22 protein-coding genes are annotated in these 24,863 nt (G+C 58.1%); 9 read left to right on the top strand and 13 right to left on the bottom strand.

The features are described 5' to 3' along the window. Positions 1–66: 66 nt before the first annotated feature. Positions 67–897, bottom strand: coding sequence for a p-hydroxycinnamoyl CoA hydratase/lyase (locus KGB29_RS01095; protein ID WP_150813672.1), 831 nt, complete (start codon positions 895–897; stop codon positions 67–69). 213 nt (positions 898–1,110) lie between these two features. Here KGB29_RS01095 and KGB29_RS01090 point away from each other — a divergent pair, with 213 nt between their 5' ends. Continuing rightward, complete coding sequence (locus KGB29_RS01090) at positions 1,111–1,599, top strand: MarR family winged helix-turn-helix transcriptional regulator (protein WP_150813673.1); 489 nt, start codon at positions 1,111–1,113, stop codon at positions 1,597–1,599. A 61-nt stretch (positions 1,600–1,660) separates the two neighbouring features. Here KGB29_RS01090 and KGB29_RS01085 read toward each other — a convergent pair whose 3' ends face one another. Further along, on the bottom strand, positions 1,661–2,968 hold the full coding sequence (locus KGB29_RS01085; protein WP_371319481.1) for an OprD family porin: 1,308 nt from the start codon (positions 2,966–2,968) through the stop codon (positions 1,661–1,663). A 344-nt stretch (positions 2,969–3,312) separates the two neighbouring features. Between KGB29_RS01085 and mhpT the strand changes: the two genes are divergently transcribed. After that, on the top strand, positions 3,313–4,530 hold the full coding sequence (gene mhpT, locus KGB29_RS01080; RefSeq protein ID WP_150813675.1) for a 3-(3-hydroxy-phenyl)propionate transporter MhpT: 1,218 nt from the start codon (positions 3,313–3,315) through the stop codon (positions 4,528–4,530). A 235-nt stretch (positions 4,531–4,765) separates the two neighbouring features. Here mhpT and KGB29_RS01075 read toward each other — a convergent pair whose 3' ends face one another. From KGB29_RS01075 to KGB29_RS01035, 9 genes are all read right to left on the bottom strand, one after another. Next, the gene (locus tag KGB29_RS01075) at positions 4,766–5,983 is read right to left on the bottom strand and encodes a DUF3422 domain-containing protein (protein ID WP_150813676.1); all 1,218 of its coding nucleotides are present in this window, start codon (positions 5,981–5,983) and stop codon (positions 4,766–4,768) included. Between the two features lie 317 nt (positions 5,984–6,300). Continuing rightward, positions 6,301–7,983 carry a hydantoinase B/oxoprolinase family protein gene (locus tag KGB29_RS01070; protein WP_150813677.1) on the bottom strand — a complete coding sequence of 561 codons (1,683 nt, stop codon included), beginning with the start codon at positions 7,981–7,983 and terminating at the stop codon, positions 6,301–6,303. Next, on the bottom strand, positions 7,980–10,031 hold the full coding sequence (locus tag KGB29_RS01065; RefSeq protein WP_150813678.1) for a hydantoinase/oxoprolinase family protein: 2,052 nt from the start codon (positions 10,029–10,031) through the stop codon (positions 7,980–7,982). The genes KGB29_RS01070 and KGB29_RS01065 overlap by 4 nt, the downstream gene beginning before the upstream one ends. Before the next feature lie 56 nt (positions 10,032–10,087). Then, the gene (locus tag KGB29_RS01060; protein ID WP_150813679.1) at positions 10,088–10,801 is read right to left on the bottom strand and encodes a TorF family putative porin; all 714 of its coding nucleotides are present in this window, start codon (positions 10,799–10,801) and stop codon (positions 10,088–10,090) included. Between the two features lie 172 nt (positions 10,802–10,973). Further along, positions 10,974–12,263 carry a purine-cytosine permease family protein gene (locus KGB29_RS01055; protein ID WP_223616187.1) on the bottom strand — a complete coding sequence of 430 codons (1,290 nt, stop codon included), beginning with the start codon at positions 12,261–12,263 and terminating at the stop codon, positions 10,974–10,976. Between the two features lie 160 nt (positions 12,264–12,423). Continuing rightward, positions 12,424–14,196 carry an aminopeptidase P family protein gene (locus KGB29_RS01050; protein ID WP_150813681.1) on the bottom strand — a complete coding sequence of 591 codons (1,773 nt, stop codon included), beginning with the start codon at positions 14,194–14,196 and terminating at the stop codon, positions 12,424–12,426. Further along, complete coding sequence (locus KGB29_RS01045) at positions 14,196–14,735, bottom strand: peptidylprolyl isomerase (RefSeq protein WP_150813682.1); 540 nt, start codon at positions 14,733–14,735, stop codon at positions 14,196–14,198. Before KGB29_RS01045 ends, KGB29_RS01050 begins: the two co-directional genes overlap by 1 nt. Before the next feature lie 135 nt (positions 14,736–14,870). Continuing rightward, a complete protein-coding gene (locus KGB29_RS01040) occupies positions 14,871–15,359 on the bottom strand; it encodes an Lrp/AsnC family transcriptional regulator (protein ID WP_102675000.1) in 489 nt (162 codons plus the stop codon). 786 nt (positions 15,360–16,145) lie between these two features. After that, positions 16,146–16,700: a TetR/AcrR family transcriptional regulator gene (locus KGB29_RS01035; RefSeq protein ID WP_150813683.1), complete on the bottom strand. Its 555-nt coding sequence runs from the start codon at positions 16,698–16,700 to the stop codon at positions 16,146–16,148. Positions 16,701–16,826: 126 nt separating this feature from the next. Between KGB29_RS01035 and KGB29_RS01030 the strand changes: the two genes are divergently transcribed. The 4 genes from KGB29_RS01030 to KGB29_RS01015 all read left to right on the top strand — a co-directional run bounded on the left by KGB29_RS01030 (position 16,827) and on the right by KGB29_RS01015 (position 20,047). Further along, on the top strand, positions 16,827–17,477 hold the full coding sequence (locus KGB29_RS01030) for a DJ-1/PfpI family protein (protein ID WP_150813684.1): 651 nt from the start codon (positions 16,827–16,829) through the stop codon (positions 17,475–17,477). A gap of 23 nt (positions 17,478–17,500) precedes the next feature. Further along, entirely contained in the window at positions 17,501–18,037 is a 537-nt protein-coding gene (locus KGB29_RS01025; protein WP_150813685.1) for a DUF2867 domain-containing protein, read from the top strand. Positions 18,038–18,704: 667 nt separating this feature from the next. After that, complete coding sequence (locus KGB29_RS01020) at positions 18,705–19,232, top strand: VOC family protein (protein WP_150813686.1); 528 nt, start codon at positions 18,705–18,707, stop codon at positions 19,230–19,232. A gap of 8 nt (positions 19,233–19,240) precedes the next feature. Next, on the top strand, positions 19,241–20,047 hold the full coding sequence (locus KGB29_RS01015; RefSeq protein WP_150813687.1) for an SDR family oxidoreductase: 807 nt from the start codon (positions 19,241–19,243) through the stop codon (positions 20,045–20,047). Positions 20,048–20,084: 37 nt separating this feature from the next. Here the strand turns inward: KGB29_RS01015 and KGB29_RS01010 are convergent, their stop codons facing one another. Next, the gene (locus KGB29_RS01010) at positions 20,085–21,104 is read right to left on the bottom strand and encodes a zinc-dependent alcohol dehydrogenase (protein ID WP_150813688.1); all 1,020 of its coding nucleotides are present in this window, start codon (positions 21,102–21,104) and stop codon (positions 20,085–20,087) included. Next, a complete protein-coding gene (locus KGB29_RS01005) occupies positions 21,101–22,840 on the bottom strand; it encodes an FAD-binding protein (protein ID WP_223616186.1) in 1,740 nt (579 codons plus the stop codon). Before KGB29_RS01005 ends, KGB29_RS01010 begins: the two co-directional genes overlap by 4 nt. Before the next feature lie 176 nt (positions 22,841–23,016). On the opposite strand from KGB29_RS01005, the gene KGB29_RS01000 reads away from it, so the two are divergent. The 3 genes from KGB29_RS01000 to KGB29_RS00990 all read left to right on the top strand — a co-directional run bounded on the left by KGB29_RS01000 (position 23,017) and on the right by KGB29_RS00990 (position 24,673). Further along, the gene (locus KGB29_RS01000) at positions 23,017–23,625 is read left to right on the top strand and encodes a TetR/AcrR family transcriptional regulator (protein ID WP_191626104.1); all 609 of its coding nucleotides are present in this window, start codon (positions 23,017–23,019) and stop codon (positions 23,623–23,625) included. A gap of 217 nt (positions 23,626–23,842) precedes the next feature. Beyond that, positions 23,843–24,169: an isochorismate lyase gene (locus KGB29_RS00995; protein WP_090454865.1), complete on the top strand. Its 327-nt coding sequence runs from the start codon at positions 23,843–23,845 to the stop codon at positions 24,167–24,169. Positions 24,170–24,247: 78 nt separating this feature from the next. Next, positions 24,248–24,673, top strand: a complete 426-nt coding sequence (locus KGB29_RS00990; RefSeq protein WP_057715321.1) for a GNAT family N-acetyltransferase — start codon at positions 24,248–24,250, stop codon at positions 24,671–24,673. Positions 24,674–24,863: the final 190 nt, after the last annotated feature.

Below are 24,863 nucleotides of genomic sequence, written 5' to 3'. Positions count from 1 at the left end.
GTCTTTGTCGGGAATGCATTCGAGCGATGCAGAGCGCCGGGGCGGACATGCACCCGGTGATCAGTCTCAGCGCTTGTAGGCCTGCAGACCGGGCTTGATGCTCTTGTCGTCGAGGAACTGCTTCATGCCCTGCTCGCGGCCACCCTCGGTGTCGAGCAGGCGCGACTGGTCAAGCTTGGCGTACAGGTAGTCCTCGTTCTGCTCCCAGGTCAGCTCGCGGCAGCGCTTGAAGCCATGCTTGGCCGCACGCAGTACCACCGGGTTTTTCTCCAGCAGGTTGCGCGCCAGGTCCACGGTGACTTCACGCAGTTGCACCAAGGGTACGCTTTCGTTGACCAGGCCCATCTCGGCGGCTTTCTGCCCACCGAAGGTCTTGCCGGTCATGATGTAGTACAGCGACTGACGATGGCCCACGGTGTCGGCCATGGCTTTGCTCACCAGGTTGCCCGGCGGGATGCCCCAGTTGATTTCCGAGAGGCCGAAGGTCGCTTCGTCGGCGCAGATCGCCAGGTCACAGGCCACCAGTGGGCTGAAGCCACCACCGAAACACCAGCCGTTGACCATGGCGATGGTCGGCTTGGTGTACATGCGCAGCAGTTTCCATTGCCACTGCGAGGCTTCGCGGCGGATTTTTTCCTGGAGGATCTCCGGGCCCGCGTCCACTTCGCGGAAGTATTCCTTGAGGTCCATGCCCGCGGTCCAGGCTTCGCCGGCACCGGTCAGCACCAGCACGCCGGCCGCCGGATCCTGCTCAAGGGTTTCCAGCACATCGATCATTTCCCGGTTGAGCGTCGGACTCATGGCGTTGCGTTTTTCCGGGCGATTGAGGATGACCCAGGCGATGCCTTCTTCGATCTCGACCTTGACGGTTGTCCAGCGACCTTCGTAATTGCTCATGGCGATACTCTCTTGTTCTTGGCTTGAAGATGACTGGAAATTAAAGGATCGATATAGTTATGTCAATTAACTATTAATCTAATTAACCATTTTTTATCCACCCGAAAATATCCTCCGTCCCCTTCACCATGAACGACGGGCATAGCTATCAGCGGCCAACCCCGGCAAACTAGATACACTTGTTAACCTCCATCTCTTCAGGATTCACCCGCAATGGCCAAGCCTTCTCCCCTCGCCGACCAGAACGAGTCCCCGTCCGCCACCGCCGAGCTGCAGGCACCGCTGGATTCGGCACTGGATGACCTGATCGGCTACGCGATGCGGCGCGCCCAACTCAAACTGTTCCAGAACCTGATCGGTCGCCTGTCAGCCCATGACCTGCGCCCCGCGCAGTTCTCGGCCCTGGCGATCATCGACCAGAATCCGGGGCTGATGCAGGCCGACCTGGCCCGGGCCCTGGCCATCGAGCCGCCGCAGGTGGTGCCGTTGCTCAATAAACTGGAAAGCCGCGCGCTGGCGGTGCGAGTGCGTTGCAAGCCGGACAAACGCTCCTACGGAATCTTCCTGAGCAAGACCGGCGAAACCTTGCTCAAGGAGCTCAAGCAGATCGCCGCGCAAAGCGATTTCGACTCCACTTCAGCGCTGACCGGCGAAGAGCGCGAAGAGCTGCTGCGCTTGCTGAGGAAGGTTTACCAGGACTGAACGCACGCTGCCGGCACGCTCCAGAAGGGGCGGCCGGCGGGGAACATCGAAGGGCCCGGGCTTACCAGATCGGCAAGGTATAGAGCACCTGGAACCGGGTCTGGTTTTCATCACGAAACGCCGTACCGCTCGGGAAGTCATTGCGATAGATCGCCTTGCGCGCCAACAGCCCGACGTTTTTCAGCGGGCCGCTCTGAATCACATAACCCAGTTCCATCTGGAATTCGCGCTCTTTGCGGTCCTCGGCGTTGAAGGCGGCCAACTCGATATTGTCGCCGCGCACGTAACGCAACCTTCCCTTCAAACCGGGCACCCCGGACGCGACGAAGTCGTAGTCATAGATCGCTTGCCAGGTGCGCTCCTTGGCGTTGAGAAAATCCGAAGCCATGGTCTGTTCGCTCATGCCCATCAACTCGGTGCCAGAGATGTACGGCGTCGCCGTGTCGCCGCTGGAGTGCATGTAGCCGAGGCTCACCCGGTGCCCGCCGAAGCGGTAGCCAAACAATGCCGAGAGGTTGCGGTTGTCCACCTCACCCGCTTTGGCGGCGCCATCCTCACGGCTGAAAAAACTGCGCAAGTCACTGGTGAACACACCGTCGCCAAGCGGCAGGTTGTGCAGCAGCGCCAGGGTGTCCTGTTGGTACAGCTCGGCCACCTCGGCATGGTAGGCGCGCAGACTGAGTTCTTTGTTGACCTGATAATCACCCCCCACGTACGCCAGATGCGAGCTGGTAGCGGCACCGTTGAATCGCCGGTTTGGCGTGGCGATGCTCATGGCCTGATAGTCCGTGGAATCGCGCTTGTTGATGCGATCGATGTAACCGGTGTTCAGGGTCAGGCCATCGAAATCCCTGGAGCTGAGCGTGGTGCCGCGGAAGGTCTGTGGCAGCAGCCGCGACGGGCTGGCAAAGGCAAACGGCAGGAAGATCGAGACATCGCCGCTCTTGACCGTTGTCTGGGCAAACCGCAGCTTGGCCGTCGGCGCCAGCCGCGAATAATCATCCGCCGCGCGCTTGTCGCTGGCCGACACCGGCAACAGTTCGGTGCCGCTGCGATCCGGGGCGGAGTCGAGCTTGACCCCCAGCAGCCCCCGCACATCCAGGCCAAAGCCTACAGTCCCTTCGGTATACCCGGACTCCATGCCCAGGATGAAACCCTGGGCCCACTCCCGTGCAGCAGACTTGGCCCCGCCATCCTTGTAGTCACGGTCCATGTAGTAATTGCGCAGGGTCAAGTTTGCGTGACTGTCCTCGATAAACCCCTCGGCCCGCAGCTGAGAGGGCAGAACGCTGACGCCTAGCAGTGCCACGACCCACCCTGGATGGATACTGCAAACGCAGGGAAGTGACGCTACGGAACCGGTGTTCATGGGGCGTTTTGGCATGTTCGATGTCCACTTTTTATTGTTGTTCGTGGGTGCCGGATCCGCACGGACTGCCGGCTTCACGACCAGAGAATGAAAACAGCCAAGGGTCGCCGTCAATCGCACATGACCGATAATCGAACATTAATATTATTATCTATTTCCACATATTCATATGAATGCATTCATAACAGTCTGTTTTCAAACACTTTATTTGTGATTTTTACAGCTTTTAGGACATCATTCTTTTTTTAGTTATCTTTGTTATCTTAATCGCCAGCGGTCACCGACGGCGCGCCCAACGCACGGAGGGTTCGACTGCATAAAAAAAACAACAATGAGGTTCACCCATGGACAGTCCATCGCGTCGCTCGACGCTGACAATCGCTTTGTGCTTTATCGTTGCGCTGATCGAAGGGTTTGATCTGCAGGCTGCCGGCACCGCTGCCGCAGGTTTGCGTCAGAGCTTTGCCCTGGACCCGAAGATGATGGGCTGGGTGTTCAGCGCCGGGATCATCGGCCTGCTGCCAGGTGCGTTTTTTGGCGGCTGGGTGGCCGATCGTATCGGCCGCAAGAAAATCCTCGTCGGCGCCGTGCTGCTGTTCGGTGTCTTCTCGCTCTGCACCGCCTATGTCGAGAGCTACTCCAACCTGCTGCTGGTGCGCTTCATGACCGGCCTGGGCCTGGGTGCCGCCCTGCCCAACCTGATTGCCCTGTGTGCCGAGGCCGTGAGCGAGCGCCATCGCGGCACCGCCATTAGCGTCATGTACTGCGGCGTGCCCCTGGGCGGCGCGCTGGCGGCCGTGGTGGCAATGTTTTCCAGTGAACACTGGCAAACCACCTTCATCATCGGCGGTCTGACGCCCATGCTCGTAGTGCCGCTGATGGCCCTGCTGCTGCCCGAATCCACTGCGTTCCGCCAACAACATGTCACCACCGGCAGCCCACGGTCGTCCACCGCCCAGGCGCTGTTCGGCGAAGGACGCGCACGCTGCACGCTGGCCTTGTGGTTGAGCTACTTCTTCACCCTGACCGTGATGTACATGCTGCTCAACTGGCTGCCCTCGCTGTTGCTGGAACAGGGTTTCACCAAGCCACAGGCAGGCATGGTGCAGATGCTGTTCAACATCGGCGGCGCCATTGGTTCGCTGCTCGGCGGGGTGATGCTGGACCGCTGCAACGGCCTGAAAGTGGTCCTGTTCGTGTACGCCGGGGTGTTGGCGGCGCTGGCCGGGGTCGGCCTGTCAGTGGGTATCGTGCCGATGGCCATCGCCGGGTTTGCCGTCGGGCTGTTCGTCATGGCCGCACAGCTTGTGCTGTACGCCCTGGCGCCCCCTTCCTACCCGACTTCGGTGCGCGCCACCGGTGTCGGCGCGGCCGTGGCCATCGGCCGGCTCGGTTCGGTGGCAGGCCCCCTGGCCGCCGGCCAGATTCTCGCCGCCGGTGCCGGCACCACTGGCGTGCTGCTGGCAACGTCACCAGGATTGGTAATCGCCGCGCTGTCGATCCTGACCGTGATCGCCCGCACTGGCGCGATCGCCGAGCCGCAACCGGAAGCGGCAAACTAAGCCCCGCTACAAAGGTTTCAGGAATGAAAATGCCCGGCAATTCGCCGGGCATTATTTATGGACATCAGACCAACTGCCCGGTTAGAGGTGCCTCGTACCGTGTTGGATGCGAGAAGCAGCAACCGGTTGAATCCACAGCCATAAGCAGTCACTCAGCGACATTCAATAATCTGTGTGCTTTCCCGGGTTTTTAAGTCCATATGCCCTGGTGAATCAAGATTGTACGGTCATCGTCTCAATGCTCTTTGACTTTCTTGATGCGAACCACAATCAACGTAAGAATGCCGATTGCAAGCGGCGTCATTGCGAGCATGGCCTCTCGCGGGGCCACCGCAACGCCGAGCAGGTGCAGCCCCGAGTAGCCAAGTTTGAGCAGGTTAAGCAGGTAGTAGGTAATAGCAATAATCGACAGCCCCTCCACTGCGCGCTGGATCTTGATCTGAGCATCGGCACGAGCATTCAGGCTTTTCAGGATTTCCGAGTTCTGTTCCTCCATTTCTACCTGAACCCGTGCTTGTAACAAATCGCCAAGGTTGGCCACGCTTTCGGCCAGGTGCTCCAGGCGCTGTTCGGTGGCGGTGCAGTACCTGACGGTAGGTTTGAAGCGGCGCTCGATAAATACGCCCAGGCGTTGGCAATCACCTACGTGACTTTCTCGCAGCTCCCCCAAACGTTCGAACACCAATTGCGCATAGGCTTGCGTGGCACTGAAGCGGTGCCGGGTTTTCGCAGAGCTGCTGACCACTTGGGCAGAAAGGTTGGAAATATCCGCAAGCAGGGCTTTCGCATTACTGCCGTCCGGGTCGGCGTTCTGTTCGGAAAGGGCGACCAAGGTCTTGTCAAAAACATCGAGCTGCGCGCTCAGGTCTTTGGCCATGGTCAACGATAACGAGGCCATCATCCTATAGGTCTCGATTTCCAGCAGGCGGCGTATCATCCGGCCCTGGCGGTAGGCATTCAGGCGTCGGTTGACGAACAATATGTGGTTGTTGCCCTCCTCGCTGAGACGAAAATCGCTCCAGACCATTGCATCGCCACCACCCACGCAAGAGCCGCTCGGATCCTTGAAGCCGTAACGGGACAGATCCAGGTTGTTTTCACCACGCACGACAATCTGCACCGAGTTGATCAAGGCCGGCAAATGCGCTTCGACCTTTGACGCCAGCACCTCGGGCAGCGTCGTCCAGGACAGGTCGTCACAGGATGAAGTGACCACCAGGGTCAGGGTGAAAAACTCGGTATGGCGCTCCCATTTCAGTGCATGGCCATCGAGATGGGTAATTCCTTGGGCGGCAGTCAGGTCGAGGGAAGCAGGGCAGCAGTTTTCAAGGAATGCATTACACTCCTGATCGCTGCCGAGGAACGCCAGATGAAACACATGGGCCGGCTCATCGAAGTACAGTGACGGGCGCGCGTGTAGTTCGTTGTGCAGGCTTTGTCGTAACGGGTGCATGTTGTAGGGCCATGTTGGAGTTGTTTTTGCCGCTTGCGATTAATACCCACCCGAGCCGGGCGCCAAGTCTTTCGGGGCATTATCGACTGCTGTTGTTGGTGGGACAGTTTGTCGAACTCACAAGTCACTGCCAGGCCATGAACGTTGGGAAGGTACGGCGCAGCCCGTCCGTGGGGAACCCACGTCTGGAGTCGAAAGAGCGAGACTCGAATGAGTAATCGAGTTTCCTTCGGCAGTAGAGAAGCACTACCGTCCCTGGCAGGCACCTCTCATACCGATTCCGTTGCCGGCGCTGTCGCTCACAAGCTCCAGTTCAGCTATGCCGATGACATCTGCTCGGGGTAGTAGCGCCGGGCTTGTTCGACCGAGATGTAGTCATTTTTTATATCATCCTGGATAGCCTCCAGGCTCCGCGCTTTTGCCGGCCCCCAACCACCGCCGTTGGCAGTGACCAGTCGCAGCAAATCGCCTTTTTCAAGCGCCACACGATTGGCTCGACTGAAGCGTTCGGTTGGCCCCTGTGCGCGAATTACTTCAGCGTAGTTGCACGAGCCTTCATGACCTGCGTCAATTCCCCACGGCGGGGTGATGCCGCGCCCGAAGAATGTCGACACCCAAGCCTTGGGCGACAGGATCCGATAATCGAGCATTACCCCTCTTCCGCCACAGTGACGCCCCGCGCCACCCTCTTCATGATGAAAACCATAGCGCTCGACTAATACCTCATAACAACGTTCGGTCAACTCGACCGGAATATTGCTGGTTTCACCATTTCCCACACAGAACTGACCGCTCTCTCCGTCCTTGTCATGTCCAGCGCCCCAACCGCCAACCAACGGCTGAACCATAAGGTACTCATCATTGGTAATGGAGTTGCGCCCGTTCAACACCATCGAGCACACAGAACCGAGTTGCCCTGCGATCAAGCGATCCGGCAGCGCTTGAGCCAATGCCCGACGTATCACATCGGCTGCCGCCACCATTGACTCGAAGTAAGCAGACACCGGCGCCGGGCGCTGGGCCGTGCAAATGGTGCCAGGCGGGCAGATCACCTCGATTGGGCGGAAACACCCGGCATTGGCCGCAATGCCAGGCCGCACGACCCCCATGAATACTTCGCGTACAGCAGACTGCAGACCGCACAGGGTATTGTTGATCGGCCCTTGCGCTTGCAGGCTTGATCCTGTGAAATCTGCCACGAAGCGACCTTCGCCGATCTCGACTTTGACTTTCACCGTGAACGGCCCATTGCCAAGGCCGTCTTCGTCGATGACGTCCTCAGCGTAAAAAACGCCCCTCGGCAGGCTGGCAAACGCCGCCAGCGTCATCGCCTCGCCATGCTCGAGCAACCGCTCGATGGCATCGAGGGTGGTTTCCTCACCGTACTTGGCCACGATCGACAACAGTCGACGCTCCCCTACGCGCAAAGCAGCGGCGCAGGCATGCAGGTCACCCAGCGTCATGTCTGGAAGGCGGACGTTGGCAGCAATGATGTCCACCACAGCCTGGTTGATCCGCCCCCGGTCAAAGATGCGTACGGTAGGAAACTGCAAGCCTTCCTGGTAAATCTCTGAGGCATCCGAACTGAAACTGCCGGGATCCTTGCCTCCCACCTCCGTCCAGTGCGCCTTGTTGGCCGTCCAGGCGATCAGGCGCTCCTTATGGAAAACCGGCATGATCATCGAGACATCCGAAAGATGCGTGCCACCTCCACCGTAAGGGTCGTTGGTGATGAACATATCGCCCGGCAAAATATCGGTTAGCGGGAATTTCTCCATCACGCTGCGTACGGCGCCATCGAGTGTGCCGATAAAGCCAGGAATACCGTTGCCTTGGGAAATCAACTGTCCTGTCGCATCAGTAAGACCAATGCCGTAATCCAGCGCTTCGTAGATGATCGGGCTCATGCTGGTGCGCTTGAGGGCAATGAACATCTCTTCGCCAATGGCAACCAAGGCGTTTTTGATGATTTCGCGGGTAAATGGATTGGCGTTGCTCATGCCGAAACCTCCTGCACACTGATATGGATATGAAGGCCACCGTACTTGTCGACCTCAAGTCGATCGGCTGGGCGAACGACTGTCGTTGTGGTCGCTTCTTCGATGATTGCCGGGCCATCGATCCGCATACCGCTGAGCAGCGCCGATCGTTGGTACAGGGGCGTCTTGACGGGTTGTTCAGGCTCGAACTCGACCCAGCGCCGCCCACTCAACGCAACTTCGGCTGTAGTCGAAGTGCTCACACCTATGGGCGCCATGGGCGATTTGGGTACTTCGCCAAACGCCACCAGATGGAGGTTGACAACCTCGATCGGCAACTCCAGCCGGAAGGTGTAGGCCTGCTCATGCTGCGCGTGAAAGCGCTCGAGTATTGACGGCAACTGCAGCTCATCAAGGGCTACTTTTACGGTGTGTTCCTGGCCGGTATAACGCGCATCGATGTGCCACTCGAAACGGAGCTTCTCGCGCGACATACCGTCGTCGGCAAATTGTGCTTCGGCAGTGCTCTGAAGGCTGGCAAAAGCCCCGGTCAGGCCAGGCAACCCTTCGTCATTGAGCAGTTGCAAGTGCGTCTGTATGTAATCGCGACGGGAATCGAGCATCAGCATGCCCCACGCCGAAAAAACACCGGCGAATGGCGGGATGATGACTTTTGGAATTCCCAGCTCAGCGGCAAGGGCTGTGGCATGCAATGCCCCGCCACCGCCGAAGGCCATGAGCGCGAAGTCACGAGGATCATGACCACGGTTGACCGAAATCAACTTGAGCGCATTGACCATGTTGGCATTGGCGATTTGCAATACGCCATGGGCCAGCAGTTTGGCCGATACGCCAATCTGCTCTCCCAGTTTCGCAAAAGCCTTTTCCACCCCTGCGACATCCGGTTTGATTTCGCCACCGGCGAAGTCATCCGGATTGATCCGGCCCGTATAGAGGTTGGCATCGGTGGTTGTCGGTGCCATGCCGCCTCGACCATAAGCGACCGGGCCTGGCGTAGAGCCTGCACTTTGCGGTCCTACACGCAGGCTACCCGCCGCGTCGACCCATGCCAGACTGCCACCGCCATTCCCGATTTCAACGATGTCCACGACAGGCGTCATGATCGGATAACCGGCACTGATTGCGGTTTTCTCGATGACGTAATCGTTGCTGATGTCCACCTTTCCGTCATGGATCAAGGAGCACTTGGCCGTTGTGCCGCCGATATCCAACGCCAGCAACTGGTTTTCCCCGATCAACTGGCCGTAGGCCTGCGCCCCAAGGATGCCACCTACCGGCCCGGACTCCACCAGACTGATCGGATCCTGCTTGGCCGCATTAACCGGGGAAATGCCGCCATTGGACTTCATGATGAAGGGCGCCGATTGCAGCCCTTTAGCTGTCAGGTGCGTGGACAGATTATCCAGATAGTCTCGCGTAGCAGGCATCACATAAGCCGACAACACCGTGGTATTGGTGCGTTCATATTCACGCAGTGCACGACTGACCTGATGCGAAGCGATGACCGCCACTTGTGGCCACAACTCGTTCACGGCAGCCATTAATTGCTGTTCATGCGCGGGGTTGCAATAAGCATGCAGCAGGCAGATCGCGATCGCTTCAACGCCCTCCCCGCGCAAGGGGTCGAGTATGGCTGGAAGGGCTTCAAGGTTCAGAGGGGTTACTACTTCACCGCGATAATTCAAGCGTTCACAGATTTCCAGACGCAGATGACGCGGCACGAAAGGCGGCGGCTTGCGGTAGTAGGTATTGAAAATATCCGGTGTATTGCCCCGGGCAATCTCCAGCACATCGCGAAATCCACGGGTGGTCAGCAAGGCGGTTTTGACACCCTTGCGTTCGGTCAGGGTGTTGATCACCACGGTCGAGCCATGGGCGAAAAACTCGATGTCGGCATAACTGACGCCACTTTTCGCGACCGCATTGAGCAGTCCCTGTTCAAAGTTCGGCGGTGTAGTGTCGGCCTTGACCGCGTTGATCACGCCGTTTTCCAGGTAAACCAGGTCAGTAAAAGTGCCACCGATATCGGTAGCCACACGGATTGTCATAAGTCCTCCGGCAATCACGCAAAAGCCGGCCAGCCGCAGGGCCGCCGGCTGTTATTTCAAAAAGTGTGGGAAACGGTAAAGATCAAGCGTCCGTCGTTACGCAGGTACTCGCCACTGTTGTGGTAGCGACCCGACAAGTCGGTGTCGACCCAGCTCAGTTTTGTATTGACCGGGCCGAAGCTGCGTTTGAGTGCAACTTCCCAGTTCGAGTATTCATGGGCGCCTGTCAGATCCGGTTGGCGAAAGTACTCGCCAAAGGAGTGCCCGGCCAGGAACGTCAGATCTACATCCAACGGCAGATTGAAGGTGTAGTCGGCCGCCACGTACTGTGACGACTGAGACGTACTGATCATGTCGTTGGAATAGTAGAAATACGTATTGAAGTTGCCGTAACCGAGACTGAATCCAATCTCCGGATAGTTGATGTTGTAGTTGGTCCCAGGGAACGTGTAGTAATAACCGATCACGCCATAACGCAAGCCGTTTTCCAGTTGGCCGTTATAGCCACCGTAAAAGTCGATCTCGATGTTCGCGCCATCGTCATAGGGGTCGCCACTTTCGAAGCTGTCGGTGTTTGTCGCCCAGGCGCCGACAAATAACCCGCTCTCCCCGGCCCAGTCCAGGCTCATGCTCAATGCCGGATCGTTGCCGGAGTAACCGATACCACGAACCTGGTACTCAGAGGTTAATGCCAGTGTGCTGGAGACTTGGGCATGGGCTGCGCAACTGAATCCGAACGCGGCCATCACGATGAGTCGGATGATGTTCATTGAAACTGCTCCTGAACTTCTAAAGCTTTTTATGGGCGTTGCGGTTGGCAAAAAAAAGACGAGCCAGACCCGTCGAACACACGCTTGTAGTGTTCGTTTTTCTAAAAGCGGGCATGGCTTCGCCCTTCGGGTAAAAACCCGGGTCAACGCATTGGGTGGGGAGTTATCGGTTTTACGAGTGCGACGGCACTACTGTAGAAACAGGGGTCAATCGACTGAGAACCAGGTATGCGACGAGGGCGACCAATAGTGAGTCCAATGTAGGTTGCGACGTCATTGTCCAACCTTCAAAGGACGTCATCCAGGCGACTGCGCTGGCCAATGCCCAACTGACCAGCGCCGGCCAGCCAAATGCGGAGGCCTGCTTCAGTGCGTCGATGTCATAGCGTTGTTGACGTACCAAAAAGAAGTCCGTGACATAGATACTCGCCAATGGCGGGATCACGATGCTCAAGGCCATGATGAAATCAAGGAAATGCGTCATGAACCCACCCACGGCCAGGCCGGTTGCCAGTACGCTCCCCCCCACTGTCAGCTTCCAGCTCGCGGTGCGGCTGACGGTCGCCAGCGTGAGCGTCGCGGAATACAAATTCGCGGTGTTGGTGATCCAGGTGGAGAACACGAGTACGGCCAAGGCCGGCAGCAGCACGCCCAGGCTAGCCATGATCAACATGATTTCGCTCTGGCCGGTAATGATCGACAACAAGCCACCGACGATAAGTACAAACGGAAAACCGGCGGCCATTCCAAGAATGGCAATCAAGGCATCTTTTTCAGTGCGTGCATAACGGGTGAAATCAGGCATCAATACCGGTGTCAAAATCACCATGCCAATGGTGCTGGCGATGGCCAGTGCCAGGCTGTCACCCGAGCCCGCGAACCCGCCCAGTTGACCGGGCGCTGCGCGCTGGAAGCCGAGGTACAATGCAAACAGCATGAACAGCGCCATAAGCGGCACCGAATAAATCGACAGCCGATCGAGCCCGCGCAATCCATAAATGGCCATCAATGTCATCAGGATGCTCCCCCATACACAGTGAACCCATGCCGGCGTGACAAAGCCCCAGGAACTTTGCAACGCGCTGGCCACTGTGCTGCCGAAGATATCCGCCGTGGCGGCATAGAACCCCAGCAAGGTCACCGCCATGGTCAGGTTGATCAGCTTGGCCCCATGCCGGCCAAAGGAAAACTGCAGAACCATGTAGGTACTCAGTCGTGTCCGCACACCGACCATCGCGGTCAATGCACACAGCAATCCGAGCACAACACATACCCCGACGAAGATCAGCGAGGCAGTCGAGAATCCGACTTTCCAGGTCACGTCTGCACCCAGCCAGAACACCGGCAAGGTCATCCCTATCCCAAAGGTAATCAGCGCCAGCCCGGTTCCGGAAACCGTTTCGGACTGGGGTACGGGCCTGCGATCGTACCCATCGGGAATCACGTTTTCTGTACTGTTCATGCTCGCCTCTATACTGGCAACGCTTGCTCTCCCACTAAGAAGCAGGAGGCAAACCGACTATTAGAATTGTTTTGAGGCGCTCGCGAACGCTGGAAACATGTTGCCAGCCTCACTGAAATCTAACTGCGCTTTTGCAGGGGCCAGGAAAAACAATCAACTGTTATTCAGCACGAAACTGCATGTTGTTCGGTAGCGTTTGCCGTAGCAACCATGCTGCGACGTCTGGTTCCAGAGATGCCGCCAATGCCCCCCGAACAGTCCAATGATACTCATCGAGCCACTGAGTTTCGGTCGGACTCAGCAGCCCACGGTCTATCAGTTCAATCGCAAACGGCGCCAGGGTAAGGACTTGGAACTTGAGGAACCCCGGATGCGCCTCGACTTCAACCACCTCATAGAGGTTCTCGATGCGAATCCCCAGCTCACCGGACAGGTAAACGCCCGGCTCGATCGAGGTCACCATTCCCGCTTGCAGTGGCACCGCGCTGGCGTGGGGGGCAATTCTGTGGGGCCCCTCGTGCACATGCAGGTAGCTGCCAACCCCGTGCCCGGTGCCATGTGCATAGTCCAGCCCCTCTCGCCACATCACCTGCCGCGCAACGCTGTCCAGTTGCTGACCACTGGTGCCGACGGGGAACAAACAGCTGGCCAGCGCAATATGGGCACGCAGCACGGTGGTGTAGAGGTAACGCTGGCGGGCGGTAGCGGGACTGCAGGCCAGCACTCGGGTCACGTCGGTTGTGCCCTGGGGGTATTGGCCACCGGAATCGATCAGCAGCAACTCGCCGTGCTTGAGCTTTGCCGCCCGCCCTGGCTTGGGCAAGTAATGGGGTTGGGCTCCATTGGCACCGGTGGCCGCGATGGTCTCGAAACTCGCGCCTTGGTAATCGGGATGCCGCGTACGCCAGCCCTCCAGAGATTCGACGATAGACAACTCGCTTTGCCCGAGAAACCGGTCGCAGCGATCGTGGAACTCATACAGAAACCGGCAAAGAGCCAGACCATCGATACGATGTGCTTCACGGCTGCCGGACAACTCGGCGGGCTGCTTGCAGGCACGCTGCAATAGCAGAGGATTTTGCGCCTCATAAAAGGCACAACCGGCGGACTCGAACTGACGATAAACAGCCGCCGTGCACATTCGGCGATCGATCCATACTCGCTGGCCATAAAGTTCTGCGATGGCCTGGTCGAGCCACTGGGGTGAACGCACAGACACCGCTGCGGGCAGCCAGCCCTGGGGCAGTTGCAGGCGGTTGGCATCGATGAACCAGTCAAGCCGGCCGTCCGCGTACAGCAGGGCGTTGCTGAACGGCAATGGTGCGATATCGATATCCTGGCCGCGCACATTCAACAGCCACGCCACCATATCCGGCGCCGGCAGCCACAGGGCATCGCACTGCGACGCGCCCAAGCTGGCGGTGAGGTTTTCGAGTTTGTCTTGCGCAGCCATACCTGCATATTGCAACCCCCAGGCAAGCACTGGGCTGTTCGGCGCCTCTGGACGATTGCGCCAGCACTCAAGCACGGGATTGTCCAGGGACTCGTGCCAGTTGAAGCCCGACTGTGTCGCCATGACCTGCCAGCGCGCGCATTCATCGACACTATGCAGCCTTGAATCGCAGGCAATGGTCGCGCCGGGTTGCAGCTGCCCGCGCAGCCAACTGAACAGGCTGCTTTCGTCCAGCATCAAGGTATCGAACTGAGTACATTCCTGACGGGCCTGCTCGGTATAGCGACCATCGACCAACAGCGCCGCCCGCTCTTGTGTCAGCACCGCCAGCCCTACGCTGCCACTGAAACCGGTCAACCAGTGCAAGGCTTCGTCAGCGGGTGCGAGATCTTCATTGAGGTAGGCATCGCTGCGGGGAAGCAAAAATGCATCGTATCGACGCGCTGCCATCGCCACCCTTACATTCGCATAGCGCCCCATCACACACCTCGCGGCTGACGGTAGGCTCGTACGATGGCTATCTCGGCCTCAGGTAACAAATATTCTTGCGCTCCAGCACGACTCCAGATCGCCTCGACCACCTCCATGCCCGCACAGACCTGCCCGAACGCCGCAAAGCCCAGCCCATCAGGATGGCGAGCGCCACCATGATCGAAGTGCGGTTGATCACCGATACAGATGAAAAAATCACCCTCGGCACTGTTGGCCTCGTCACGTCCCAACGACACACTGCCATGTCGATGGCTCAAGCCGGTCTGCAGTGTGCTTTCGAGTTGGATCATGGGCAAATTATCGGCTGCCAGGGGGCGCGTGCCTCCGTGCACGACACTGATGCGCACCGGGTCTTCCGGTTGCTGATTGGACGGATTGACGATGCGAAAAATACTGCTGCCGTCATAGCGACCACTGTCCACGTAGGCCAGAAAGTTCGCGGTGGTCAGCGGTGCCTGTTGGCCAAACAGCTCGAGTGTAAAGGCCCCCAGTGCCGTTTCCAGGGTAACGTACGCAGATGCAGACATGGCTGTTCTCTCCCTCAGGATAAAACCACTATTGTCTGCAAAGACGACGGTGCAAAAGATTGAGATAGCCCGCGTGCATTGCACTTGCTGCGGGATGCACGCGCACTTACCGCAGATTGTGCAGATCGCGCGCCGTCACTCCCGCCAAATCAGATTCTCTAGCGGGTAGCCGGCAAACCACTTGGTTTTGTCGAGAATGATGTTGCTGCTGATTTTCAGGATGTTGGGGTTCTCATCCAGCAGCTGTTCACAGAGCGTGTTGAAATCGGTAACGGTCGAACAGGTGGCCAGGGCAATGTAGTCAAACTCGCCATCGACCTTCAGGCAGTCGACCAGCTCGCGACGCTTGGCAATGAAGCGTTCGAATTGAACACGCAGATGTCCGGCGTGATCACGCAAGCTGAACATGACATAGGCCATGACGTTGATACAGATTGCGTCGATATCGATCGATGCCATGTAGGCACGGATGTAACCGGCATCCTCCAGCGCCTTGGTTCTTTGCAGGCAGGCGCTGGGAGAGAGATTGATTTTCTCGGCCAGCTCCAGATTGCTGATCCGAGCATTGCTTTGCAGATTTTCGAGGATTGCTCGGTTGATACGATCCAACTTCACTTTTTTCATGTTGCCTCTACACGAATCAACGCTAAACCTCAGGAACTAGCGGAAAGAATGTCTGCCACGAGACTGACATGAGACTAGCGATCTGGATAGCCCATATCTTTTGTCCCCAATCGCAATCATTTCTGTTCATTCTGGCATTAACGAATAGCCAATACTGATGTCAGCTTTCGACTGAAGAAAAGAGCTTTGACGAATTGATGATCAGCTTTCCATAGCACTCAACGAAAGCTCAATTGTGGTCGGCGAATGTCTGCAATGGGTCGATTCTGTTGAAAAAGTCGGTACTTCCAGACTGCTCGCATACTGACCGCTGAAAACGCCTTTTCCGCGCGCCGCTACGCGAAATCTGAACCCGGAATCCTCTGTTCAAAGTAAAGATTTCAATCTCAAGCGCGTACTTTTCTGTCGTGGAAACCATGGTCGACTTTTTCAACAGAATCGGCCAAAAGCGGTCGCTCGGCAGGTCCTGATTTTTGGATCGGCAAGTGATACACATCTGGTATTGCCCAACGAACATCGGTAAGCGTACGAGGAATACGCCTTGTGCAGGGTATGCGTGCGGCGAAGGCCGTACTCAAATTAGTGCCGTAGGCCAGTGGCATGGACGTTAGCCCTATGAGACCAATGGCGTGCACTAGAGCTGGAGATTGGTAGATCGCGTTAGCCAGGCGGCTTGCCTTGAAGGGAATGGCGTTCAAGCAGCCACTCGGTGAAGGAATTGAGTGCTGCCGAGAATTTAGCGGCACGCGAACTCTATTTATTCAGTTACCCAATTTAGCTCATGACTTAGGCCCGCCACGGTGGAAGAGCCCCTTCGAAAAGTGAAAAGGCTCGATGCAGGAAACTGTTGAAGCGAGCGGCATCACGCCGCAGCCCTGCCTGTTGACCACCAATCAGGCACAGATGGGCCACCCGACCAATCACTTCTGCTTCGCCTGGCATAGGGACCAAGCGGCGGCACGTCCGTATCGCGAAGTCCAGTCGTCTTGTGTCAACACGCTGCTGAAACTCGCCTACCAACGGATCGTGCAGCGACCAGGCTCGGATGGAAACTTCCCGCCCAGGTTGTTTCTCAGCGGCAATACTCAAGTAGCGTTTCAAGATTTCGCCCGCGCTACGACCCTGCGCCGCATAAGCGAGCATGCGCTCCGTGTAGTCTTCTTCCCAAGCGGCCAGCAAGGTGCGGACAAAGTCTTCGCGATTGCGGAAATGGTGATAGAAGGATCCGCGGGTCACATTCAATCGGCGCGATAGACTCTCGGCCGAAACGCCACTATGTCCTATTTGGTCGAGGGCCTCAAAACCAGCTGCGATCCAATGGTTGCGAGTTAGTTTTCCCACCAGTTATTTCGCTCCATATTTAGCGCCATACAGACTGTGTATGGTGCGCAACCGATTGATACGCTGCGAACACCAGCAAAGATGGCCGTTGCGTTTTGCACGCTAGCACTTTTCATGGAGCTCGCCTTGAAGAAAATCGTTCTGGTTGCTTTTGATCAATTCACTGATATCGACCTATTCCTGATGTGGGACATTTTAGGCCGCAACACTGAGGACTGGCACGTCCGAATATTGGGTGCTAGCGCTATCGTGCGATCGGCGCACGGCCTGCCTGTTCCGGTGCACGGTCCGCTTTCCGAGGCCAATAGTGCCGACGCGGTATTGTTCGTCAGCGGCAAGGAAGGGATACCCGCCGCACTTGCCGCCCCAGATTTCCTGCCGTCGTTTGAACTTGACTCCAGACGCCAGCGAATCGGCTCCATATGCGCCGGAGCTTTCATTCTCGAACGGCTTGGGCTGCTCAGCGGCCAAGCAACTACACACCCGGATGCACGATCGAGCTTGCAAGCTCTGGGACTTGAGCCCGTGGACCAGCCTCTTGTATGCCAAGGGAACGTTGCAACCGCTGGTGGATGCCTTTCGGCGCTCTATCTGGTGGGATGGTTGGTTGAATCCTGGTTCGATGTCGGCAAGCGCCGTGCGACGTTGCTCCCTGTTCTTCCAGCTGGGCAGCAAGAGCTCTATGATGTCTTGATCGGGCTCAGTATCCGACAAGGAGCGTTATACGACAAACCATCGCAACAAGAAACGCGACATGGCATGTCATCTAATTGGTAGTTAGAACTCAGGAGAGATCCCCGATGCCCCGAGAATTTGAGCTCATTATGTCCGTGCCTGTACCCTCGAGGTCCGGCATCACCCACCTTTACAAGTCGATGAACCTAGCAGACGCTTTTGCGATTCGGCTCCCGGCGGGCACCTCCAGCAATCCAGATTTGCTAGCTCGATTCATCCTTTCCCACCAGCCATCCTGGATCGGATGGCTCATGAAAGTCCGAGACACTATCGTTGCCTGTTTTGGTCTCAAGACAGCCAAACATTTGGCAACACTTGCGAATCGGATTCAAATCTTCAAGGTCTACAGCTCGAACCAGACTGAAGTCGTGTTGGGAGAGGACGACAAGCACCTCGACTTCCGGATTTCGATCCTATGTTCTGGAGAGGCAGAGCCAGAAGGCAGTCGCCAACTCGTTTTTTCAACCGTGGTCCAGTGCCACAACCGTCTAGGCCGGGCCTACATATTCGTTATTGCCCCATTTCACCGCTTGGTTGTTAAGGCCAGTCTCCTCCGTGCAGCGCGCATCGGTTGGCCTCTGGCTACCTGCCCCGAAGGCTGAGAGCCGTTGCTGATCCATTAGGCACGAGATCGCGTCACTTTGGCGGTGCCACGCGGGTGCTGGATTTCAACGCAGATACTCGATGAAGGAGTCAGGGGATGCCCTTAAATCTGCCTTATCCTCGCTACATTTTGTCTACCTGCTAACCGCCGCGTGTGCCACAAATAGCGGCCACCGTCGAAAACAAGCAAGCCCACCGCCATCCAGATTGGGACGGACTATCTATATTGGGTCGGTTTCAGCCCGTCGCGACAGGCATAAATCGGCCAGAAGCGGACTTCCGCTACACGAGCTATGGCTCAAGCCTTTCTCTCCGAGCGCCGTCTATCAAGCTCGTCTCGAATGTCTGTCCACTGCCGGGGCCTCCGCCGAATCGAGAGTGCAATCTCGATTTCGGTTCCCCGCGAACAACATAGCCAACTCATTCGCACCCACGAGCAGGGCTGTTGTTTGCATGGCAAATCATTCCGTCCTCCAGCGAGACGTCGGCGAAAGGCTCACCCGACTCCCTTGATCGGCGTGACACACATAAACAATTTTGTGCCATTATGCTTGGCGCACAATTTGATTTTTGTGCCATAACCACCACTGGCGTCACAGAGCCCAACCCCGGGCTGAACCTTCGTCAGTAGCCTTTTCCCAATGACATCACTCCCAAGGAGGCGTCATGAGCAGTGCATTGCTTGGTCCGATCAGTCAGATCGGTTATCTGGTCGAGAGCCTGGAACAAAGCATGGAACGCTGGCGACAGCATCTCGGTGTCGGGCCCTGGACGCTCTTTCGCAACGTCAGCCTCCAAGGCAAGTATCGAGGTGAGCCGGTCACTGTCACGATCGATGTCGGGCTTGCTTATCAAGGGGATATCCAGATCGAGCTGATCCAGGTGACCAACGATGCGAAGTCGCCCTATCGAGATGCTGAAGGCCTTCCAATCCGGGGCATGCACCATGTCGCCTGGGTCGTCGATGACTTCGACCAGACCCTTGTGCAATTGACTGCGACCGGGTTGCAAATTGTTTTTGAAGCCAGCAACCCGACGACCCGCGTGGCCTATCTGGAAAACCATTCGGAGCCTGGAGTGCTTTACGAAATCATCCATGGGATCGGGATGCGCGAGTTGATCCAGCAGGGCATTGAAGCCGCCAGGCACTGGGATGGCACGGATCCGGTTCACATTATTGATGTGGGGGCGTAAGGGACAGCATGTCGAAACGACTTGAAGGTAAAGCGGCATTGGTGCTGGGTGTGGCACCTGGCAACGTCGGCGAAGCCGTGGCTCGACGTTATGTCGAACAAGGGGCGCGCGTGCTGGTTTCAGGGCGCCGCGCCGATGCAGTGGCAGCGGTTGCACAATCACTCGGGGTGCCTTGGCTGGCGTGCGATATCACCTCGCAGGCCGAGGTCGACGATCTGGTGGCGCAGAGCAAGCAGTGCCTGAACGGCCTGGACATCGGCGTCAATGCCACGGGCTGGGGGCTCTTGAAGCCGTTCCTGGAACACAGCCGCGAAGACCTGGAGAAAATGAACGCGGTGCAATTCACCGGCCCGTTCCAGTACTTTCAGGCACTGCTGCGTCATATGCCGACGGGGGGATCAATCATCCAGATCTCGTCGGTCACGGCCAGCATCATGTTCGACAACCACGCCGCGTACATGGGCACCAAGGCCGGCATCGACCACGTCATCCGTTGCATCGCTCACGAATTCGGTCAGCACGGGGTCCGGGCCAACTCCATTGCCCCCGGTGGTGTTGCCGATGCGCCGATGTCGGGTGGCGGGCTGCTGAGCCCGTCTATCGCTGCCCTCTATCACCGCGAAATCCCCCTGGGGCGCAGTGGTGTATCCGCCGACGTGGCCGATGCGGCACTCTGGCTGGCCAGCAACGAGTCCAGCTTCGTGACCGGTCAGGTCATTCATGTCAGCGGTGGACAGACGCTTCGGCGCAATCCCTCCATTTCCGAGATCTATGCGGCGGCCACTGCACCCGCAGGCCCGGCACGGCACCTCTGATAAACAGCACGGCCGGCATTGCCGGCCGTGCGACGGTTCAGGGCTTGATGATGACTTTGGCCGACCGCTGTGGGTCAGCCGCCGTTTTATAAGCCTGCGCGACGTCATCGAGCGAGAAACGGTGGCTGATCATGGATTCCGGGTCGAATGCGCCGGATGCCAGCAGCTCCAGTGCCTGCGCGAACTCCGTCGGATAACACAGGGTGCCGATCAGTTCGAGTTCCTTGACCTGCAGGATCGAGAAGTCAAAAGCCTGCGGTTGCTTGTAGACACTTGCCACGGTGATGCGTGCGGCATCCCGGGCCCTGGCGATGGCCTCGTGCAGCACGCCGCTCCCCCCTGAACACTCGAAGATCACCTGGGTCGCGGGCGCTTGCGTCCCCAGGAAAGTCGGCACGCTGCCATGGGCCCGTGCGAGTTCGCTCCACAGGTCGTCTCGTGTCGGATCGAGCGTCAGGTTCGCCCCCAGCCCGGCAGCAATCTCCAGGCGCCCGGCAGACAGGTCAGCCACAGCGATCTGGCTGATGCCCCGGGCCTTCAGGCACGCGACGATTCCCAGGCCAATGGCTCCGGCGCCAAGGACCAGCACGGACTCACCGGCCGTCACCCGTGAGCGATTGACCGCGTGCAAGGCCACCGCCAGCGGTTCGACGAGGGCGGCCACCTCCAGGGGAAGGTTCGCCGGCAGTTGATGCAGAATCTGGCCACTGTTTACGTTGCGCACCCGGACCAGGTTCGCCAGCGCCCCCTCATCGCTACCCACGCCGATCATCGCGCCGTTGGCCATGGGATTGACCACGACCCGCATGCCGGGCCGGTAGTGGACGACCGCCGTGCCCACCTCGCGGATGACCCCGGAGAACTCATGCCCCAATGGCATCGGTGCCCCATCGCGGCGAATGCCCCCGCTCTCATAGAAGCCCAGGTCACTCCCGCAAACACCGCACGCGGCGACTTCGACCAGCACATCTGTCTCACCCGGGGATGGTAAAGGGACTTCGTCCACCCGCAGGTCTCGAGGGCCGTGGAGTCGTACCTGTTTCATCACATGGTTCATTGTTGAGTCCTGTTGGTGGCTGATGCCGATTCGGCGGCGATGTGATCGGCGGCGATGAAGGCGAAGGTCATCGCCGGGCCAATGGTCGAACCGGGGCCGGGATAGGTCTTGCCCATCAGCGCAGCCGAGGTGTTGCCCACCGCATAGCAGCCGGCAATGGCCGAGCCGTCCGGGCGCAGCACGCGCGCGCAGGCGTCGGTGCGCAGTCCGCCTTTGGTACCCAGCTCGCCCGGATCGATGCGCAAGGCATAGAACGGCGCGCGATCGATCGGGCCAAGGCAGGGGTTGGGTTTGCAGGTGGTGTCACCGTAGTAGCGGTCGAACAGGTTGCCACCCTTGCCGAACTGCGGATCAACGCCAGCGGCGGCGTATTGGTTCATCTGCACGAGGGTGGCTTCGAGCCCGGCGACGTCGACGCCGATCTTGGTTGCCAGCTCGGCCGGTGTTTCGGCGCGGTAGATCACATTGTCGAGCCAGCCGGCGGGGATCTTGCTGTCCGGCTGCACACTGCCCGGCAGCAACACACCGCAGGGATAGCGCTTGCGGTACTCGGCATCGAATACCAGCCAGGCCGGTGCATTGGCCTGGGTGCGTTGATGGTCGGCATACATCGCATAGATGATGTCCGTGTAGGGCGCGGCTTCATTGACGAAGCGCTGGCCCAGTCGATTGACCATCACGCAACGGGGCGCCGCACGCTCAACGAACAGGGCGCGCTGGCTCGACTCCCCAGGCACCTTCACTGTCGGAGCGCCCCAGGTGTGTTCCATCAGCGCCACCGCACCGCCGGCCTCCAGCCCGGCGCGAATGCCGTCGCCATGGTTGATCGGCGGCGCCGCCGTCCATTGGGCCTGTGTAGGCTGGGGCAGATACAGTTCGCGCATCGCCTGGTTCGACTCGAAACCGCCGCAGGCAAGCACCACGCCGTGCCGCGCCCGCAGGCGTTGAGTGCGCCCCTCGCGCAGCACTTCGATGCCGACTACCCGGCCTTCATCCAGTTGCAATGACTGCATGGAGGTTTGCAACCACAAGGGAATGCCTCGCTCGGCCAAGGCTGCGCGCAGGCTCGCTACCAAGGCGTTACCTAGGGTCAGGCGGCGATCTCGCCGGCTGCGGCGACGCCAGCGAAAATCACTCAGGTAGCGCAGCGCCAGCCCTGCGGTCAGCAGCAACCAGCCGCGCTCCTTGGCAAGGATGGTGTGGGCCTCGGCCTGGGTCATGGCGATACGTCCGCCAATCAGGGTCGCCGGCGAAGCCGCCCGCAGCAGCTCGAAGTGTTCACCCAGGCGTGCCCCGTCGAACGGGGCCGGCTCCATGGTGCGGTAGCCGGGCTTGCCACCTTTACGGTCCGGGTAGTAGTCGGGGTAGCGCGGCACTGCGCGAAAATTCGTGCGCGCCTGACGTGCCAGGTACTCAACCATTTTCGGGCCATTTTCGAGATAGGCGTCGATGCGCTGCTGATCAAAATCTTCGCCAACCACCTCGCGCAGATAGCTGATCGCTTCGTCGTATGAATCGCTGCCCCCCAGTGCGGCAATCTGGTCGTTACACGGAATCCAGATCCCTCCCCCGGATACCGCCGTGGTACCGCCATAGACATCGCTCTTTTCAATCGCGAGTACCGACAAGCCGTTGTCGTGCGCTCGCAGTGCTGCAGTCAAGGCCCCGGCGCCCGAACCGACAATCACCACATCAAACTCGTCGTCCCGGTTCGAGTCCTGCTGACTTCTGGTCATGGCTATGCCTCCTGTTAAATGGCTAACTCTATGTCACAATTTTTATTATCTGTGCCAGAGATTGGCACGAAATGGCTTTTTGTGCCATGCCATGTGAAAATCGGGCTCAATTGCTTTTCCAAAGGGCCGGGCACGAATGCCCGCCCCGCCCCCCCCCCGAGCGTGTGAAGGTGCAAATGAGTCGACAATTACGCTGGGGTGATGCCAGCAGGATGGAAAACGCCAGTGATGGCCGGTCGCTGATCCTGCGTGCCGCCCTCGATGCGATGATTGCCGAGGGCGCCGAAGGTTTCTCGATCGATGACGTGGCCCGCGGTGCCAACATCTCGCGACGCACCCTGTACCGGTATTTTGGTTCCAAGAAGGAGCTGATTCAGGCTGTCGTCAGTGCAGAGAACGCTGCCTTTTTTGAGGAAATGCAACGCTCCCTGAATGAGTTCGAAGATGACTTCGAGGTCTATCTCATAGAGTGCGTGTGTTTCTCCGTACGCTACCTGGATCGTCATAACGGCGGCTTCCACCACAGCTATCTGACGAAGAACTCAACCCTGGAGGTGTTCACCTACATCCTCGAAAACATCGCACCGATGTGGCGTGATTTGCTGGAAGAGCCCTATCGTCGTTATGTCGAACGCAGCAACGGGTCTGTCGCGTCGCTTGAGAACATCATCGCGCTGATCAGTCGAATCGGGCTCGCGTACTGTCTTGTTCCTGCCGATGAACATGCAATTCGTGAGCAACTGGCAATGCTTCAGCCGACACTTGTTTGCAGGGCTCTTGAGTAAGCGATTAATCCGGTTTTCTGGCCGAAAATTCAGCGAGTCCTGATTGTCACGATGAAAAAATTCGTGACAGGCAACTATCAGCGGTCACTCAAACACCGTCACCCTCGCCCACCGCCCTATCGATTAACGCAGTCTAAAGAGTTCGCCGATCCGCCTTAGCCAACCCCGATACTTCTTGCGAAGGCCCACGAATTTTTCAGTAAACGGAGTCACCTACATGGACGTCATCAATCAGTTGCAGCCCGAAGAGTGTGCAGGAATGGAGGATATTCGACGTGAAATCGATGCCCTTGATCAGGTTGTTATCAAACTGTTGGGCAAGCGTTTTCACTACGTACTGGCTGCCTCGAAGTACAAGACCTCAGTGACTTCGGTGCGTGCTCCGGAGCGTTTCAAGGCCATGTTGGCGACAAGACGCGAGTGGGCCGAGGCTGAGGGACTGAGCCCGGATGCAATCGAGAGGATGTACAGTGACCTGGTGAACCACTTCATTGCAGAAGAGATGAAACACTGGGCGGCTCATCAATCCAACACCGGACTCTAGTGTCCGGACTGTCCGCCATGGGGTGACAGGACTGGGATACCTTGTTGACCCGGTTACTCACCGCTCAGGGAGAGCACCATGTCTGTAGAAATCCAACTTTCTGAAAATGCTACTGAAGCAGAGCGGCTGGGAATTTTGACTCCGTTGCTGGCCCATAACCAGGTCAACGGTGGAGACGACGCACATGAAACATTTGCTCTGTTGCTACGAGACCCAGACAGTAACGAAGTCATTGGCGGACTGTACGGCAAGGTCTCTTATCGATGGCTGCTCATCGATCTTGTCAGCGTTCCCGAGTCGATGCGTGGCCAGGGTATCGGAGAACGGCTAATGCGCATGGCTGAAGAAGTCGCGCAGAAAAAGCACTGTATTGGTATCTGGCTGGAGACTTTCAGCTTTCAGGCACCCGGGTTTTATCGAAAACTTGGTTACTCCGAATTCGGACGCCTGGCAGATTATCCACCGGGGCATACCCGGTTCTATTACCAGAAGTCGTTGTGCTGATCGCGTTTTGGATCTTGGGCCGATAGCTGCGCCTCGTAGCAGGCAGCAATTGGCCACTAACTGCCCTTCGAATCTATCGCATCCTGCCCGTCGGGCGACCTCTGATCGCGCCTTCGCCAGCTCCTGGCCGGCCGAAAGCAGCCCAAGCAGCTAACTGCAATGGTCATTTTGATGGGGACTGATGCATACC

Source organism: Pseudomonas sp. BF-B-30, assembly GCF_019956305.1.
Classification (GTDB): Bacteria; Pseudomonadota; Gammaproteobacteria; order Pseudomonadales; family Pseudomonadaceae; genus Aquipseudomonas; species Aquipseudomonas jessenii.
The sequence above is the reverse complement of the archived record's forward strand: the minus strand, read 5'-3'. Positions and strand labels throughout refer to the sequence as shown.